Source organism: Kribbella jiaozuonensis, assembly GCF_005233875.1.
Lineage (GTDB): Bacteria > Actinomycetota > Actinomycetes > Propionibacteriales > Kribbellaceae > Kribbella > Kribbella jiaozuonensis.
This window is the reverse complement of the sequence record NZ_SZPZ01000003.1, coordinates 547,978-564,135: the sequence shown is the minus strand read 5'-3', so window position 1 is coordinate 564,135 and position 16,158 is coordinate 547,978. Positions and strand designations below refer to the sequence as shown.

At 68.4% G+C, this 16,158-nt stretch carries 19 protein-coding genes; 7 read left to right on the top strand and 12 right to left on the bottom strand.

Translation table 11 applies throughout. The features are described from left to right. Window position 1: 1 nt before the first annotated feature. The 3 genes from FDA38_RS22435 to FDA38_RS22425 are packed head-to-tail and all read right to left on the bottom strand — an operon-like array spanning window position 2 to window position 2,722. Window positions 2-1,021 carry an LLM class flavin-dependent oxidoreductase gene (locus FDA38_RS22435; RefSeq protein ID WP_233714856.1) on the bottom strand — a complete coding sequence of 340 codons (1,020 nt, stop codon included), beginning with the start codon at window positions 1,019-1,021 and terminating at the stop codon, window positions 2-4. Between the two features lie 29 nt (window positions 1,022-1,050). Next, window positions 1,051-1,575 carry an NADPH-dependent FMN reductase gene (locus FDA38_RS22430; RefSeq protein WP_137256046.1) on the bottom strand — a complete coding sequence of 175 codons (525 nt, stop codon included), beginning with the start codon at window positions 1,573-1,575 and terminating at the stop codon, window positions 1,051-1,053. A 46-nt stretch (window positions 1,576-1,621) separates the two neighbouring features. Beyond that, on the bottom strand, window positions 1,622-2,722 hold the full coding sequence (locus FDA38_RS22425) for a M4 family metallopeptidase (RefSeq protein ID WP_137256045.1): 1,101 nt from the start codon (window positions 2,720-2,722) through the stop codon (window positions 1,622-1,624). Window positions 2,723-2,849: 127 nt separating this feature from the next. Here FDA38_RS22425 and FDA38_RS22420 point away from each other — a divergent pair, with 127 nt between their 5' ends. Then, window positions 2,850-5,087: a HelD family protein gene (locus FDA38_RS22420; RefSeq protein ID WP_137256044.1), complete on the top strand. Its 2,238-nt coding sequence runs from the start codon at window positions 2,850-2,852 to the stop codon at window positions 5,085-5,087. Here the strand turns inward: FDA38_RS22420 and FDA38_RS22415 are convergent. From FDA38_RS22415 to FDA38_RS22405, 3 genes are read right to left on the bottom strand one after another with little or no spacing between them, the layout of a single operon-like run. Then, window positions 5,070-5,264, bottom strand: coding sequence for a DUF5808 domain-containing protein (locus FDA38_RS22415; protein WP_137256043.1), 195 nt, complete (start codon window positions 5,262-5,264; stop codon window positions 5,070-5,072). The genes FDA38_RS22420 and FDA38_RS22415 overlap by 18 nt on opposite strands. 18 nt (window positions 5,265-5,282) lie before the next feature. Beyond that, window positions 5,283-5,855, bottom strand: a complete 573-nt coding sequence (locus FDA38_RS22410; protein WP_137256042.1) for a hypothetical protein — start codon at window positions 5,853-5,855, stop codon at window positions 5,283-5,285. Between the two features lie 11 nt (window positions 5,856-5,866). After that, complete coding sequence (locus FDA38_RS22405; RefSeq protein WP_137256041.1) at window positions 5,867-7,612, bottom strand: PHP domain-containing protein; 1,746 nt, start codon at window positions 7,610-7,612, stop codon at window positions 5,867-5,869. A 140-nt stretch (window positions 7,613-7,752) separates the two neighbouring features. On the opposite strand from FDA38_RS22405, the gene FDA38_RS22400 reads away from it, so the two are divergent. Together FDA38_RS22400 and FDA38_RS22395 are read left to right on the top strand one after the other, a co-directional pair. Continuing rightward, window positions 7,753-8,412 carry an excalibur calcium-binding domain-containing protein gene (locus FDA38_RS22400; protein WP_137256040.1) on the top strand — a complete coding sequence of 220 codons (660 nt, stop codon included), beginning with the start codon at window positions 7,753-7,755 and terminating at the stop codon, window positions 8,410-8,412. Continuing rightward, window positions 8,409-9,170, top strand: a complete 762-nt coding sequence (locus FDA38_RS22395) for a M23 family metallopeptidase (protein ID WP_325053106.1) — start codon at window positions 8,409-8,411, stop codon at window positions 9,168-9,170. The genes FDA38_RS22400 and FDA38_RS22395 overlap by 4 nt, the downstream gene beginning before the upstream one ends. On the opposite strand, the gene FDA38_RS22390 is transcribed toward FDA38_RS22395, so the two are convergent. After that, on the bottom strand, window positions 9,167-9,412 hold the full coding sequence (locus FDA38_RS22390; protein WP_202877784.1) for a YdeI/OmpD-associated family protein: 246 nt from the start codon (window positions 9,410-9,412) through the stop codon (window positions 9,167-9,169). The two genes, FDA38_RS22395 and FDA38_RS22390, sit on opposite strands and share 4 nt — an antisense overlap. A 98-nt stretch (window positions 9,413-9,510) precedes the next feature. Here FDA38_RS22390 and FDA38_RS22385 point away from each other — a divergent pair, with 98 nt between their 5' ends. Continuing rightward, on the top strand, window positions 9,511-9,876 hold the full coding sequence (locus tag FDA38_RS22385; RefSeq protein WP_137256037.1) for a VOC family protein: 366 nt from the start codon (window positions 9,511-9,513) through the stop codon (window positions 9,874-9,876). Between the two features lie 251 nt (window positions 9,877-10,127). On the opposite strand, the gene FDA38_RS22380 is transcribed toward FDA38_RS22385, so the two are convergent. Together FDA38_RS22380 and FDA38_RS22375 are read right to left on the bottom strand one after the other, a co-directional pair. After that, complete coding sequence (locus FDA38_RS22380; protein ID WP_130443046.1) at window positions 10,128-10,358, bottom strand: hypothetical protein; 231 nt, start codon at window positions 10,356-10,358, stop codon at window positions 10,128-10,130. A gap of 193 nt (window positions 10,359-10,551) precedes the next feature. After that, a complete protein-coding gene (locus FDA38_RS22375; protein ID WP_137256036.1) occupies window positions 10,552-11,316 on the bottom strand; it encodes an SDR family NAD(P)-dependent oxidoreductase in 765 nt (254 codons plus the stop codon). A 94-nt stretch (window positions 11,317-11,410) separates the two neighbouring features. On the opposite strand from FDA38_RS22375, the gene FDA38_RS42325 reads away from it, so the two are divergent. After that, window positions 11,411-12,028, top strand: a complete 618-nt coding sequence (locus tag FDA38_RS42325; RefSeq protein ID WP_170989834.1) for a MarR family transcriptional regulator — start codon at window positions 11,411-11,413, stop codon at window positions 12,026-12,028. A gap of 62 nt (window positions 12,029-12,090) precedes the next feature. Further along, window positions 12,091-12,456 carry a VOC family protein gene (locus FDA38_RS22365; protein ID WP_137256035.1) on the top strand — a complete coding sequence of 122 codons (366 nt, stop codon included), beginning with the start codon at window positions 12,091-12,093 and terminating at the stop codon, window positions 12,454-12,456. Here the strand turns inward: FDA38_RS22365 and FDA38_RS22360 are convergent. Together FDA38_RS22360 and FDA38_RS22355 are read right to left on the bottom strand one after the other, a co-directional pair. Next, window positions 12,447-13,247 (bottom strand): DUF3152 domain-containing protein, encoded by an 801-nt coding sequence (locus tag FDA38_RS22360; protein ID WP_137256034.1) that lies wholly within the window; start codon window positions 13,245-13,247, stop codon window positions 12,447-12,449. The two genes, FDA38_RS22365 and FDA38_RS22360, sit on opposite strands and share 10 nt — an antisense overlap. 81 nt (window positions 13,248-13,328) lie before the next feature. Next, window positions 13,329-13,820, bottom strand: a complete 492-nt coding sequence (locus tag FDA38_RS22355) for a GNAT family N-acetyltransferase (RefSeq protein ID WP_233714855.1) — start codon at window positions 13,818-13,820, stop codon at window positions 13,329-13,331. Between the two features lie 39 nt (window positions 13,821-13,859). On the opposite strand from FDA38_RS22355, the gene FDA38_RS22350 reads away from it, so the two are divergent. Next, the gene (locus FDA38_RS22350; RefSeq protein WP_137256032.1) at window positions 13,860-15,383 is read left to right on the top strand and encodes an LCP family glycopolymer transferase; all 1,524 of its coding nucleotides are present in this window, start codon (window positions 13,860-13,862) and stop codon (window positions 15,381-15,383) included. On the opposite strand, the gene FDA38_RS22345 is transcribed toward FDA38_RS22350, so the two are convergent. Next, a complete protein-coding gene (locus tag FDA38_RS22345) occupies window positions 15,380-16,147 on the bottom strand; it encodes an SDR family NAD(P)-dependent oxidoreductase (protein WP_137256031.1) in 768 nt (255 codons plus the stop codon). The genes FDA38_RS22350 and FDA38_RS22345 overlap by 4 nt on opposite strands. Between the last annotated feature and the right edge of the window lie 11 nt (window positions 16,148-16,158).

Genomic DNA, 16,158 nt, shown 5'->3' with positions numbered 1-16,158 from the left:
CTCAGCGCGGCTTGAGTCCCCAGGCCTGTGCAAGCAGCTCGAAGGAGCGGCGGCGTTCGGCGGGGTCGTGGATGTTCGTGGTGATGATCAGCTCGTCGGCGTTGGCCTTGTTGGCGCGGCGGAGCAGGTCGGCGGCCACCTGGTCAGGCGTGCCGACGGACACCAGTCCGGCCCACTCCTCGACCGCGGCCTCTTCCGCGTCGGACCACGGGTAGTCCGCGGCTTCCTCAGGCGACGGCAGCGGGCCTGGGCGGCCGGAGCGGAGACGGAGCATCGAGAGTGCGTTCGCGCGGGCCAGAGCCTGGGCGCGCTCCTCGGTCTCGGCGACGATCGCGGCAAGTGCGAGCATCGCCCGCGGCTCGCCGTCGTTCTCGAAGCGCTGGAAGTTCTCCTTGTACGCCGCGATGACGCCGGCCGGATCGAGCGTGCCGAAATGCCCGGCGTACGCGAACCCGGTCCCGAGCGCGGCCGCCGCCTGACCGCCGTACGTGCTGGATCCGAGGATCCACACCGGCGGGAGCGGTACGTCGTCCGGCTGCGCGCTGATCGGCTCGAACGGGTGGCCGGCCGGGAACCCCTCGACGTATGCGCGGAGTTCGGCGTACTGCTCGGTGAAGTCGTCGGCACCGAGCGCCTCGCGGCTCCGGCGGAGCGCGAGCGCGGTGCGCTGGTCCGTGCCGGGCGCGCGGCCGATGCCGAGGTCGATGCGGTCCGGGTACAGACCGCCGAGGACGCGGAATGTCTCGGCGACCTTCAGCGGGGAGTGGTTCGGGAGCATGATGCCGCCCGATCCGACGCGGATGGTCGACGTGGCGGCCGCGACCGCCGCGATCATCACCTCGGGGCTCGTGCTCACCACACTGCGGATGTTGTGATGCTCCGCCAGCCAGTAGCGGTAATAGCCGGCCGCCTCCGCGGTGCGGGCCAGCTCGAGCGTCTCGTGCAGCGCCTCCGACGGCCGCGTGCCTGACGGCACGGGTGAGAGGTCGAGCACGGACAGGGGCATCGGTTCGGCGCTCACGTCTGTTGGCAACCGCCCCCGCCCGCGACCTATTCCGGGTACGGCGTGTTTGCCCGCGCGTCGCGGAGTGATCGAGCCCACCACGCGAGCTGCCGGAGCATCGTCGCCGCGGCGTGCGCCGTGGTCGGGTCCGTCGGCTCGCCGTCGTCGAAGTCCTCCTCGCGGAAGCCGAGACTGTCGCGAATCGTCACCGCGTGCAACTCGCCGAAGACCAGCCTGAGCTGTTCGGCCGCGCGCAGTCCGCCCGACCGCCCGCCGTACACGACGAAGCCGACCGGCTTCGCGTACCAAGGCCGCCGTACGGCGTCGATCGCCGTCTTCACGTCGCCCGGATACGCGTGGTTGTACTCCGCCGTGACGATCACGACCGCGTCCGCGTCGTCGATCCGCCTCGGCAGCTCGCCCAGCGGCACCATGCTCAGATCGATCAGGTCGAGCTTGAACTCGTCCGCCCGCTCGACCTCCCGCGCGAACCAGCGGGTGACCGCCGTACCGAATCGTCCGCTGTCGAGATTGCGCGTCAGCACGACGAGCCGCAGCGGATGAACAGTCACGCGACGGACGTTAGTACCTCAACAAGACTTGAGGTCAAACCCCGTCTCAGCCGCCGTTCGGCGGCGGCGCGGGCGGGGTGGAGGGCTGGAGCTCGGTCTGGGCCGCGCTCATGAGTCGGGTCTGGTCGCCGAGGACGCCGACGGTCTGCCAGGCCTTGCTGACGGCGGCGAGCTGCGTGGAGTCGTCGCCGAACAGGTCGCGAGCCGTGGCCTGCGTGGCTTCGGCGAAGTCCCTGAACCTGCTGGACTCGACAAGGCTGCCCGAGGTCAGCGTGCTATACCAGATCTTGCCGGCGTCGTCGTACGCGTTCCCGCCGAGCTCCGCCGCGACCAGGTAGAACGCGCGGTTCGGGATGCCGGAGTTGATGTGTACGCCGCCGTTGTCGTCCTGGGTGTCGACGTACCCGGACATGTCGGCCGGCTGCGGATCCTTGCCCAGCCGCGGATCGTCGTACGCCGTGCCGGGTGCCTTCATCGAGCGCAGCGCGACGCCCTGGACGCCCGGCAGGAACAGCCCCGCGCCGATCAGCCAGTCCGCATCCGCCGCGCTCTGACCCGTCGCGTACTGCTTGGCGAGCGAGCCGAACACGTCCGAGATGCTCTCGTTCAGCGCACCTGACTGGCCCTCGTACGCAAGATTCGCCGTGTACTGCGTGACGCCGTGGGTCAACTCGTGTCCGGTGACATCGATCGACGAGGTGAAGTTCCCGAAGATCTCCCCGTCGCCGTCGCCGAACACCATCTGCGCGCCGTCCCAGAACGCGTTCGCGTACCCGCGGTCGTAGTGCACCGTCGAGGTCAGCACCAGCCCGGCGCCGTCGATCGAGTCCCGCCCGAAGCACTCGTGGTACAGCGTCCAGGTCGCGCCAGTGCCGTCGTACGCCTGGTTCACCGCCTGGTCCTGGACCGCGTCGTCGCCCTCGGCGCGCACGAGCGTGCCGGGCAGGTCGGTGCCGTTCTCCGCGTCGTACACCTGGCGCTGCCTCCCGCCGGGTGCTGCGGCCGCGGTGTCACGGCCGGCCGCGGGCCGCGTTCGCAGTACGGCGTCGTGCTGCAGCGACTGCCGGTACCGGGCACGGAGGCTGGGGTCACTCGCGGACCGCTCGAGCTGCTCGAGCAGGTACGGCGGGATGATTGAGTGGAACACCACTACAGGAAAACCCCGGAAAGGGATAAACTCAAGGATTTGTGGCTGCTGCGCGCAGTGTCATTTCCTGAACGACGAAATGCGGCCTGAAAACCAACGGGACGTATTTTAACACAAGGGGTTTGAATTGCCGAATCCGGTCGACGCCGAACAGGCTCACCTGACCACGTTCTACGCCGCGCTCGACAGCGAGCGCGAGCGCACGGACGCCCGGACCGACGACGAGCAACTCGTCAGCACCCGCAACGCGCAGGCACTGCACCAGCGCGACGGACGCATCCGTGACCTCAAGCTCCGGCAGGCCCGGCTGAACGCCGCCGAGGAGGGCCTGTACTTCGGCCGCCTCGACACCGCCGCCGGCGAGATCCTGCACATCGGCCGGATCGGCCTGCACGACGCGGACTACGAGCCCTTGCTGGTCGACTGGCGCGCCCCGGCGGCGCGGCCGTTCTACATCGCGACCGCGGTGGCGAACCACGACGTCGTACGCCGCCGGCACCTCCAGACCCGGTTGCGCCGGGTGATCGACGTCCAGGACGAGCAGCTCGATCTCGGCCGGGAGGCGGCCGACCCGTCGAAGCCCGGCACCGGCGTGATCGGCGAGGCCGTGCTGATGAAGGCGCTGGAGGCGCGGCGGACCGGCCGGATGGAGTCGATCGTCCAGACCATCCAGGCCGATCAGGACCGGATCATCCGTTCCGAACTGCCCGGAATCCTGGTCGTTCAAGGTGGTCCCGGCACCGGAAAGACCGCGATCGCGCTGCACCGCGCGGCATTTCTTCTGTACACACATCGTGAGCAGCTGGAAAAGCGCGGAATTCTCGTCGTCGGGCCGAATGCGGCGTTCCTGCGGTTCATCGGTCAGGTGCTGCCGTCGCTCGGTGAGGACGGCGTCCGGCTGGTCACGATCGCCGAGCTGTACCCGGGCCTGAACGCGACCCGGCCGGAGCCGCCGGAGAGCGCCGAGGTGAAGGGGCGGACGGTGATGGCCGACGTGATCGCGAAGGCGGTCGTCGATCGGCAGTGGATCCCGGACGAGCCGGTCCGGGTCACGGTGGAGCGGACCGAGCTCACGCTCGACCCGTCGGTGTGCGCGGAGACGCACGCCCGGGTTCGCAACCGCGGGCTGACGCACAACCAGGCCCGGCCGTTCATCCTCAACGAGTTCACCGACTACCTCACGAACCAGTACGCCGAGCTGATCGGCACCGATCCGCTCGACGGGGAGCAGTTGCTCGACGAGTACGACCTGGCCGAGCTGCGCAAGGAGGTGCTCGCCGAGCCCGCCGTACAGGCTCTGCTGGAGCAGCTGTGGCCGTTGCTCAGCCCGCAGAAGCTGCTCGAGGATCTGTACGGCGACGAGGCCCGGCTGGCGTCGGCCGCACCGCAGTTGTCGGAGCTGGATCGTGAACATCTGTTGAGGTACGGCGACGACTGGTCGCCGGCCGACGTGCCGCTGCTGGACGAGGCGGCGGAGCTGCTCGGCGACGACGGCACCGAGGCGGCGCGGGAGCGGGCGGCGCGGGCGCGCGCAGTCGCTTATGCACAAGGGGCTTTGGACGTGCTGAGCGGTTCGGGTTCGACCGACTGGGACGAGGACGACGAGGCGGAGATCCTGACCGCGAAGGACCTGTTGGACGCGGAGGCGTTGGCCGAGCGGTACGAGGCGGATGACGACCGGACGCTGGCTGATCGGGCCGCGGCGGATCGGCGGTGGACGTACGGTCATGTCATCGTCGACGAGGCGCAGGAGTTGTCGCCGATGGCGTGGCGGGCGATTGCGCGGCGGTGCCCGTTGCGGTCGATGACCGTGGTTGGTGATGTTGCGCAGACGAGCTCGATCGGTGGCGGGACTTCGTGGGCGAGCGCGCTCGGCGAGACGTTCGACCATCGCTGGCGGCTGGCCGAGCTGACGCTGAACTACCGCACGCCCGCGGAGGTGATGGAGCTGGCCAACGACGTACTGCGGGAGGTCGATCCGTCGGCGCAGGCGCCGCAATCCGTCCGCTCCACCGGGGTGAAGCCGTGGCACGCTGACGTTCCCGCGGCCGAGCAGGCGCTGTACGTCTACAAGATGGCGGCGGAGGAGACGGCGCACGGCGAGGTCGGCGTGATCACATCCCGGAACCGCCTCGAGCTGATCCAGGAAGCTGTCGACGGCCTGGCCGGCGTAACAGTCCTCACCGCCCGCGAAGCCAAGGGCCTCGAGTTCGACTCGGTCCTCGTCGTCGACCCCGACGGCATCGTGATCGAGTCGCCGCGCGGCCTCCGCGACCTGTACGTCGCTCTGACCCGCTGCACCCAACGCCTCGGCGTGATCGGAGACCTGCCGGAGGTGCTCCGCGACTCACTCGCCTGGGGGTGAGCCCTTGCCCCGCCGGCCGAACAGCCGCGCGAAGTTGAAGCCGTACCCCCACCCGAGCGCCTTCGGCGTGAACCACCGCGGGTCGTCCGGATTCCACCAACGAGATTTGACCCGCTGCCCCGTCAGAGGACGCCAGTCGTACGGCACACCAAGGAACTTCCCAGTCTTACCGCCCATACCTCGACGGTACCTCGGTCAGTGATCGGTGCAGCAGTTCTGCTGATGTTGCAGTTCGAAGGGGATCAGGACGTCGCCGGCGGCCGGCTGGACCTGGAGGACCAGGCGGCCGTCGCGGCGGACCGGGCGGAGGAAGTCGAGGGTGTCGACCAAGGTGTCGTCCTCGACGGGTACGCCGCCGATGCCCTCGAGTTGATCGATGCCGCAGCGGGTGCAGAGTTCGGCGGCAGGTAGTACGCCGTGCGCCTGCTCGTGACCGGGCCAGCGGACCACGCGTCCCGACGTACCGAGGGCTGCCTCGACCGCGGCGACGTACGCACCGCGGACCAAGCGGCTCGGGCCCGCGAGCTCGGGTTCGGAGGCGCCCGCGCGAGTGATGGCCAGGCCAACGTTGCGATCGGCAACTATCTCGCGGATCGGGTCCGCGAGGTCGGCCGCGCTGGTGAGCGACACCGCGACGTGCGGACGGTCGTCGCCCGACACCATATGGGTGAGGGCGACGACCGGCTGGTCCACGGCGTCGATCAGCTCGTACAACAGGTGGTCGGCAGCCGCCGTGTCCATGCTGTCGGCATCGATCGCGATGATCACAACTGAATTCCTTACTTGGGCAGCACCCAAATGGGGTTGGTGTAGAACCACAGGTCCACCCACGGGTCCGCGTCGCCGACCACATCCAGCTTGGGCCCGGCCGGATCCACAGCCGTGCCCAGGTACCCGGGCTGGCTGCGGTTCCCGTCGGTGCCGCGAACGCGGACGTACTGCGCCTCGTCGGCGCGACCCAGCGGGTGGACAAGCTCGAACGTACCGCGTTTGCCCGACGTGTCCCACTGCTTGACGACCTTGGTGTTCGGCGCGGTGATCGTGTCCTTGTCACCGACCGGCCCGGTCACCGAGCCCCGGATGACGTCGACGCGGTTGAGCGCCGGCACGAAGTTCGCCCAGTTCGGCAGCGTCTGGGTGGTGATCCGTACGACGAGCTCGATCGCGCGGCCCTTCTTCACGATCAGCGCGCCGCCGAGCGGTTCGCCGTACCGCTTGCCGACCTCGCGGACCTCGACCTCGACGCCCTTGACCAGCGCGCCGTGGTCCACCCAGACACGACCGTTGCGTAGACCGTCCATCACGGACAGGTAGTCACGGCGGGACGCGCCGACGTGGGTGCGGCTGTAGAAACCCGGCCAGAAGTCACTCGCGGTGGAGTTGACCGTGTTGCCGTAGACCGGGTCCATGTACCGGCCGTCGCGGTCAAACTGCTCCTGCGACGAGCCGTCCGGACGGCGGGAGGTCTCGTTCCAGTTCACGTGCGAGTCGGAGTTCGCGGTGATCCACCACGGCTTGCCCTCGGCGAGCAGGCTGTCCCAGAGACCGCCGACGGTCGCGGTCATCCAGTCGAATCCGCCCCAGGTGCGGTAGCTCTCGGCCGGGTAGCCGGGGAACGAGTTCGGGTTCGGGGCGTTGCCGTACAGGCCGCGGGCGCCCGCCGTACCGATGCCCTTCGGGAGGCCGCCGGCCTGGTGACCGGGCGCGCCCTCGAAGCCGATCGCGATCCGCGGGTCGGCGTCGCGCCAGTTGCGGATCTCGTGCGGGCTGTCGATGCCGTTGCGGGCCGGGTGGTTCGCAAGGAACAGCGCGTCCGCGACCCGGCGCTTGTCGACCTGCTGACCGAGCCACTGGATGCCGGAGACTGCGAGCGCCTCGTTGGCGGGTGAGTTCGCGCTCGCGTTCTTCACGCTGCCGTCGTAGTTGTTCTCGAACTGCTTGAGTACGTCGACCTCACGGCTGCCCGGGGCGACGAAGATCGTGCCGTGCTCGGCGGCCGGGATGTTCCACTCGAGCCCCTGGAAGATCAGCGTGTCGCGCAACTCGGCGCGGGCCGCCTTGATCTGCGGGTTGACGAGGTCGACGCCGATCCGCGCGTGCGTGGCGCCGCCGTGGTCGGTGATGACCAGCCAGTCGAGTCCGTACGCCGTCGCGTGGCGCGCCTGGTCGATGACGCGGTACATGCCGTCGGAGCTCAGCTGGGTGTGGATGTGGTGGTCGCCGGCCAGCCAGACGTTGGGCCGGTCGCCGTGCTGGAAGATCCAGCCGTCCTTCGCGGGCGAGGTCGCCGCCGCGAACTGCGCGCCGCTGACGGCGAGCGCCGCCGTACCTCCGAGAATCCCCGCCGACCGCAGCAGTCCGCGCCGCGACACCTCGGCCGGCGTCAGATCACTGTCCGGCACCGACTCGTCGAGCGCGGCCAGGGTCGCCAGATCGAGCTCGGAATTCGGATGGTGATGATCATGGCCGTGGCTGTGGTCGTGGTCGTGCCCATGCGAATGCGAGTGATCGTGCGGGTGCCCCATCAGCAGTCCTCTCCCAGGCGGATTCGGCGCGATCATCACCCGTTCGCATGACCACCAGATGTTCCCCCGATGAACACCATTCCGGTCCGACCTGTAGACAACGCAGAGTGACGGAGCTTCAATGGCGTGCGGGGGGAATCATGAATGGAGAACCGTATACACGCACGCATTGTCACCAGCAGGATGAGCGCGGTAACGCGACGCTGGCAGCCCTGGGAGGGGTGGCGGTCGGCGTCATCCTGGTGCTGCTGACCTGGCTCGTGGTGCTGATGACGAAGGACGATCCGGCACCACGGGCCGCGGATACCGCGCCGTCGGCGGCGGCTTCGGCACCGGCTGCTTCGGCGCCGGTGGTCACGAAGACCGTCGTACCGAAGCCGACGGTGAAGGGGACGTCGAACTCGGCGCCGGCAGTCGGGGATGTCCGGTCGTTGCCGGCGGGGTTGTTCTGCCGGGACCTGAACGCCAAGGGATACAGCTATGTCGCGGCGATCGACTACTGGCGACTGCACGGGCAGCCGAACCAGATGGATGCCGACCGCAACGGAATTCCGTGCGAGACCGTGTACTCGCGCAGCGATGTCGCCGCCTACTGGAACGGTCGCGAGATCAGCGGGGTCGTGTACTGGTCGGCCGGGTTGTACTGCCGGGACCTGGCCGCGCGAGGTGCTTCGTACGCGGTAGCGGTCAGATATTGGTGGTACTACGGCATGCCGGATCGCATGGACGCGGACAAGAACGGGATACCGTGTGAAACCGTGTACTCGTCCGCAGCAGTCAACGCCTTCTGGTATCCGTGACGCGGCGCCTCTGGGCGGTCTTTCTCGCAGCGCTGGTGGTCGTCGCCGGCGGTGGGTTGTTCGCGCTATCGGCAGCCGGCGTCTTCAGCCGCACCCAACCCACCGCCGACCCACCGCCAACACCGACACCGACACCACAACCAAGCAAGCCTGTACAACCAAGTAGTCCAGCTCTCCCGCACAGTCCTACGCCAACAACTCGGCCTTCCAACCCAGCGCGTTCGCACCCGACACCGCGGTACGTGTTCCCGGTTGGTGGTTGCCGAGCGGACGCCTCACAGAGCCACCACGACTACCCAGCCTCGGACATCTTCGCGAAGGTCGGTTGTCTGTTCGTGGCGCCGGTGAACGGGCGGGTTGATGAAGTGACGCGCGTAGACACCTGGGATCCGAAGACCAACCGCGGCCCCGACCGCGGCGGCCTCTCGGTGTCGATCGTCGGCGTAGACGGAGTCAGGTACTACGGCTCACACCTGTCAGCCATCGCACCCGGAATCCGCCCCGGCGTGATCGTCCGCGCGGGCCAAACCCTTGCCCACACAGGGAAAACAGGTAGCGCCCGAGTCACCCCGCCACACCTGCACTTCGGCATCAGCTGGCCGACGAAGCCAAACATGTGGTGGATCCGCCGCGGCGCGGTAGCCCCGCAACAGTTCCTCAACAGCTGGCACCACGGCGGCCAACTCTCCCCCGTCAGCACCGTCGCCAAGACCCACCGCACGTACGGCGCAGACAACGGCTGCCGCTCCTACTGCTAGCGAGCCCGTCCGTCGCGAAGCATCCCGATCGACTTCTCGATCCGCCGCTCACGGGTGGTGTCGGTCTTGGCCGAGGTCACCTGCAGCACGTGCCACTGGCGGTTGCTGTAACTCAACGTCTCCCAGAACGCCTGAGCCCGACTGTCCCGTGCAAGCGCCTCGGCCAACGGTTCCGGCACCTCGAGCTCCCGCGGAGCCGTGTCCAGCTCCACCTCGACCTCCAGCACCTCGCCGGCCGCCACCCCCGCCTCGGCACGACGCTCCGCGCCGGGCAGGTCATGTCGAGAGGGGCGCCGCGGCTCCGACGTACCGCGTGACAGTCGGTTGAAAGGGAGAGATTGTGGCGAAGCCTGTTCTGAACAGCATGTTGATCGGCAGTACCGACGCCGAGCGGTTGAAGGCGTGGTACCGCGACGGCTTCCAGGCGGAGGTCGACGGCTACGGGAACCTGAACCTCGGCGGATTCGGACTCGTGATCGAGCAGCGCGACGACGTCGCCGCGAAGACCGCCGAGCCGGGCCGGCACATCGTGAACTTCGGGGTCGAGGACATCGAGGCGGCCGCCGCGCACCTGCGCACGCTCGACGTCGAGTGGCTGGTGCATCCCGAGGACCGCGGGGTCGGCTGGTTCGCGACCTTGATCGACCCGGACGGTAATTACGTCCAGCTCATCCAGATGAAGCCGGAGTACTACGCGAACCTTTGAGACAAACAAGTTCGCACCGGACCTGGGGGATCCGGTGCGAACGATGAGGTTTATTCAGTTGTCTCAGGCGCATTGTGCAGAAGAGCAGTACTTATGAGAGAAGTGGCGCCAAGCGAGGGGCAGAACGCCCGACGCTCGCTTGCCGCCCAATCACCGGTGCCTTGTTGATCGAGGTGAGGTGCTCGACCGGGCAAACGTTCCGGGTGGGTTGTCTGGTGAGATACGGAACGAGAAGGCGCCGGATGCTTTTCTCAGCGGGGTGCTACATCCCACATGCGCTCGCCGGGCAGGGGGTCGGGGAGCTTGTCGACGGCAGGCATCGGGTCGTTGGTGACCCGGAGTCCGGCGAACCGACGGCTCATGGCGTCTGCGTACCGCTCGGCCAACGCCGGCTCGGCGTTGTAGTCGGCGATGACGTGCTCACCGAACCAGACACGGACGCGTCGGCGCTCAATCGTCTGGATGGCGGTGGCGGTTGTCACTGGTCCTCCTGGCTGTTACTTCGGGGGCTGTACGGCCTGGAAAACGCGGGCGAGCGCGGTGTCGGTGCGCCGTGTTGTGTTCACCGTCACGTCAGATCCAACGGAGTACGACGAGCCGAGGTCACGCCCGAATTCAGAAATTCCCAGCTTTTTCGGAACCGGCCGGAACCCATTTCTTCGCCGGTATGTTCGATTACCCGAACGGACCCCGTACCGAGACGCCGCCGTCGAGCACGATCTGCTGCCCGGTGATGTACGACGACGCACCCGAAGCCAGGTAGACCACCGCCTGCGCCACCTCCTCGGACCGGCCGAACCGCCCGACCGGGATCTCCTCGACCACCTCGGCGTCGACGTTCGCATTGGCGACCGCGGTCGCGATCGCGCCGGCCGCGGCGACGTTCATCCGGATGCCGTCACGGGCGTACTCCGCGGCGACCGTCCGGGCCAGGCTGAGGATGCCCGCCTTCATCACGCCGTACGCCGCTTGCTCGGGAGCCGCCATGAAGCCGGTGACCGATCCGACGCTGACGATCGTGCCGCCGGTGCCCTGGTCCAGGAAGACGCGGAGCGCCGCCCGGACCGCGCGAGCCACGTACCGGAGGTTGACCTCGTAGATCGTGTCCCAGTCCTCGTCGGCCATCTCGTGCAGCTTCACCGCGGGCACGAACGCGACCTGCCCGCCGACGACGGTGACGAGTACGTCGAGGCCGCCGAGCTTCTCGACCGCGGTCGCGATCATCGCCTCGATATCGCTCATCGAGCGGACGTCACCCGACACCGGGTACGCCGTACCGCCGCTCGCGCGCACCGCCTCCGCTGCCTCCTCGGCACGGGCCGGATCGAGGTCCGCGACCACGACCGCCGCACCTTCGTTGCCGAAGGCCTCAGTCGTCGCACGACCGATCCCGCCGCCACCGCCACCGATCACCAGGGTTCGTTTCCCGTTCAGCTGCATGGGCGGAGCGTAAGCCAGCAACGTCATGAGATTCATAGGGTTTCCTCAGGAAAGACACGCCGAAGCTGTCGGAACGGCTCCGTACGCTGGAGGCGTGACCATCGAAGACGCTGGAATCAGGCCACGAGGATCCGACGACGAGCGGGTCGTGGCACATGCCCTGGTAGTGCCGGAGCGGGTCATCGGCGGCGTCGTTCCGTCACCCGTCCGGCCTGGGCCAACGGGGATCGCGGCCGTCCAGACAGAGCACCTGATCGGTGACATCGGCGACGCTCTCCGGCTGCTCGACGCAGTGGAGCGCGTCCGCGGCCACGCCCACCCGCTCATCCTCGGCCTGCAGCAGGCGGTCGGGATGAAGATGCCGGCCGCCCTCGTGCTGAATGCGGTCGCCAACGGCCGCACCACGCCCGACGAGGTTTCCCAGCAGGTCGGCATCACGCCCGGCGAGGCGGAGCTGGCGATCGCCGACCTCGAGGCGCTCGGCATGGTCCGGACCACGCCGGCGCTGGCCGTCACGTCGATGGGTCAGGCCCGGCTCTCGCAGCTCGACGGTCTCACCGTCCGCGTCCTCGATGTCATCACCGGCATCCTCGGCCCGACCGACGCCGCCCACCTGGTCCGCCTTCTCCACACCGTCGCCGACGGCCTGGAGTCCGCCTCGGTCGCCGCCGCCGTCAACGACGCACTCCCGCAGGTCGTCGTCCACAACTAGTGTCGAAATACCCGTTCGGGTCTCGACGTAGCTGATGTCGGACGATCAAGGGAGGACATCAGATGTTGCACGACAGCAAGGCGTTCAGTGGGTTCTCGGTGGACGACATCGAGAAGGCGAAGGCGTTCTATGCCGACACGCTGGGGATCGACGTCGGCGAGGAGAACGGGATGTTGCGGCTGAAGGTCGCGGGTGGCACCGCGATCCTGGTGTATCCGAAGCCCAATCATGTGCCCGCGGAGTACACGGTGCTCAACTTCCCGGTCCCGGACATCGAGGCGACCGCGCGAGAGCTGACCGGCCGCGGCGTCACGTTCGAGCACTACAACAACGAACAGGACGAGGTCGGCATCTACCGCGGCCAGGGCCCGTTGATTGCCTGGTTCAAGGACCCGGCGGGCAACGTGCTCTCGATCATTCAGCTGTGAGGCACGGGGTCGTCGTACTGACCTAGCCGGCCGGAGTAGCGGGCGCCGTTCCGGTACGGCCAGGCGTACGCCGTGCATCCGTGCAGGCCGAGGGTCTGCTGCTGCATGACCGGGGCTGGCTGGCCCGGCCCCGGGCACAGCTCGTGGCCGTTGCCGAGCCGGTGGCCGGTCTCGTGGTTCACCATGTATTGCCGGTACGTCGTCAGCGACGCACCGAAGTTCGGTACGCCGTGCGCCCACCGCGCAACGTTGAGCACGACCGAGTCCCCGATCCGGCAGCTCGTGTACCGGTCCGGTCCCCCGCCGCAGATCACGTCCCGCGTCTGCGGCGTAACGAGCATCAACCTGAAGTCGGGCGTCGCCCCTGGCCCGACCTGCTGGAACCGCCACTTCCCCTGCGACGCCCACCCTTGCGGCGCGCCGTACGTCGTCCGCACGAACTGCGCGAACGCGTTCTTGTCGACGCCGGTGATCCCGCCCTCGATCGCGATCTGGAACTTCATCAGCCGGCCGCCCCGCCCGATCACCGCCGGAGCTGCGGGCAGTACGGCGTACGACTGCGTCCCCGCGACCGGGTACGCGATCACCTCCGCCGGCTTCACGGGCTTTGTCGTACGGCGTGGCGCGACGGCGGGTGACTCCAAGGCGGGCGCGGTCGTCTGGACCGAGGCCGGTACGACGTGGTCACCGTGACGCGACAACGGGCTGGCGGGCAACTCGTACAGCACTCCGACCGCGACCACCGCCGCAGTCGCGAGCCCGATCGTCCTGACAACAGTCCAGCGGCGCATTCCGGTGAGCTCCTCACACCGCGCCCGGTCGGGCGCGTCCTCACTGTCTTCTTGCCACTGTGCCCAGAAACCCTTCTCAGCTCACGGCCGCGCCTTCGCGGTCCGGAACCTCAGCGACGGGTACTTCGCCTCGATGAAGCCGAGGTCGCGGTAGAGCTCGATGCCGTAGTCGGTCGCGTGCAGCTCGACCTGGCCGACGCCGGTCTCGTTCTCGAACCAGTCCATCAGCGCGACCACGCAGGCGCGGGCCAGACCGCGCCGGCGGAAGGCGGGCTCAGTGCTGACGTTGTACAGGTGACCGCGAACCGTGGTCAGGTCGTTCGGGCCCGGCGGGTGCTCGAACACGTTGCCCGCGGCCCCTGCAACGACACCGGCGTCCGGGTCGTCGACGACGTACGCCGCGAACGTCTCGGGTGATGCCAGCTGCCCGGCGAACCACTCGACCGCGCTCGCCTGCCAGGGCCCGTCGATGTCGTTGCCCATCGCAGCCAGCATCAGCCCGCGTAAACGGACCAACGACTCCGCGTCATCCATCCCGGCTCGTCGTACCTGAATGTCGTTCACGACGTCCATCCTGCCAACTTTTTGCCGAGTCAATGAATCGAAGAGGGCATGGCCCCGAGCAGAGCGCAGCGATCGTCGCGCAGCAGCCGAGCACGGAGAGCGAGACCACGGCGACGGTCGGCGTTCGTCGCGCTGGTCATCGCCGTCGTCGGCATCCTGTTGCCCGGTACGGCGTACCTGGTCGCGCGCCGGCCCCGGCTCGGCGCAGTGGTGACCGCCCTGAGCCTCACGCTGTACGGCGCCGCGGCGTACGTCGGTCTGCGCAAACGGGACGCGGTGATCTCGTGGGCGCTGAACCCGGGCCTGCTGCTGTGGATGATCGCCGGGCTCGGCGCGATCGCCTTGGCCTGGATCATCGTGCTGGTCACGTCGTACAAGATGCTCCGGCCGTTGACCGCGGGACCGGGATCACGGCTGGCCGGGTCGCTCGTGGTCGGCGTGGTCTGCTTCGCGATGACGGTCGGTACGGCGAGCGGTGCGCAGACCCTCATGGCCCAGCGGAGCCTGGTGAAGAAGGTGTTCGCCGGCGGGGGGTCGAGGAGCCAGACCAGGCCGACGATCGCCGCAACGAAGGACATCTGGACTCAGCTGCCCCGGCTGAACGTGCTGCTGCTCGGCGCGGATGACGGCGACGACCGTCAGGGCACGCGGACGGACACCGTCATGGTCGCGAGCATCGACACCAAGACCGGCAACACGTCGCTGATCTCGCTGACCCGGAACTTCATGCGGATGCCGTTCCCCGCCGACTCGCCGCTGCACAAGATCTACCCGACCGGCTTCTGGGATCCGAGCATCGATCCCCGCAAGGAGCAGTCCGAGTTCTACCTGGACGCCATGTACCGGAACATCCCCAAGCTGCACCCCGGCGTCATCGGCCCGTCGGACAACGAGGGCGCGGACATCCTGAAGCTCTCGGTCGGCGAAGCACTCGGGCTGAAGATCCACTACTACGTGCAGATCAACCTGGCCGGGTTCGCGAAGCTGGTCGAGGCCCTCGGCGGGATCACCGTGAACATCAACTACCCGGTGCCGGTCGGCGGCAACGACGACAAGAAGATCCCGCCGAGCCGGTACCTGCAGCCCGGACCGAACCGGAAGCTGAACGGGACCGACGCGCTGTGGTTCGCCCGCGGCCGGTACGGCGTCGCGACCGCCGACCTGGCCCGTCAGGCCCGGCAGCACTGCACGATCCAGGCGCTCGTCGAACGCGCCACCCCGCAGAACGTGCTCGCCAACTACCAGGCGATCGCCGCGGCCGGCGAGCAACTGATCCGCACCGACATCCCGGAGAAGCTGCTCGGACCGTTCGTCACCCTCGGCGGACGGGTCAAGACCGCCAAGATCTCCAACATCGATCTGGACAAGAAGAAGAACTTCCCGAACGGCCGCAACCCGAACTACGCCGCGATGCGCGAGATCGTCGCGAACGCGCTCAACCCGAAGCCGACGACCCCCCGCCGCACCACGACGACCAGGCCCTCGACGGCGACCCAGCCCAAGACGACGCCCAAACCCGACGACGGCGACCTGAGCTCGGCCTGCGCCTACAACCCCGGTCCGCCCGGTTAGGCGTACCGGACTCCCAGGCCGCCGTCGACGGCCCAGTTGGCGCCGGTGACGAACGCGGCCGCTCCGGAGGCGAGGAAGCAGACGACCTCGGCAACGTTCTCCGGCGTACCGATCCGTCCGAGCGGGTGGACGCCGAGCGCCTTCTCGCGTTCGCCGGGGATGGTGTCGAAGAACTCCTCGAGCAGGTCGGTGGAGATGTAGCCGGGGCTGACCGCGTTCACCCGAACGTTGTGCGGGGCAACGTCCAGTGCGAGCGAGCGGGTCATGCCGACCAGGCCCGACTTCGCCGCGGCGTACGGGAACATGCCGGCCGTCGTGAGCTTCGAGTGGATCGAGGCGATGTTCACGATCGAGCCGTGCTTGCCGTCGATCATCGCCGGCAGGACCTGGCGCGACATCAGGAACGCGCCCTTCAGGTCGACGTCGAACACGTCGTCCCATTCGGCCACCGACATCTTCGCCGGGTCGGCGTACGAGTTCTTGCCGGCGTTGTTGACCAGCACCGTGACGGGTTGGCCGAGGTCGTCGGTCAGCTTTCCGACCGCCTGCCGGACCGACACCTCGTCGGTGATGTCACCGACAGCCGCGGCCACCTTGGCGCCGCTCTCCGCGAGCTCCGCGGTGGTGGCGGTGAGCTGGTCGGCCAGGATGTCGATCAGCCCGACCGCCGCGCCCTCCTCCGCCGCCTTGACCGCAACGGCCCGCCCGATCCCGCGCGCGGCCCCCGTCACCAGCACAACCTCGTTCGCCAACCGTCCAGTCACCAACGTCTCCT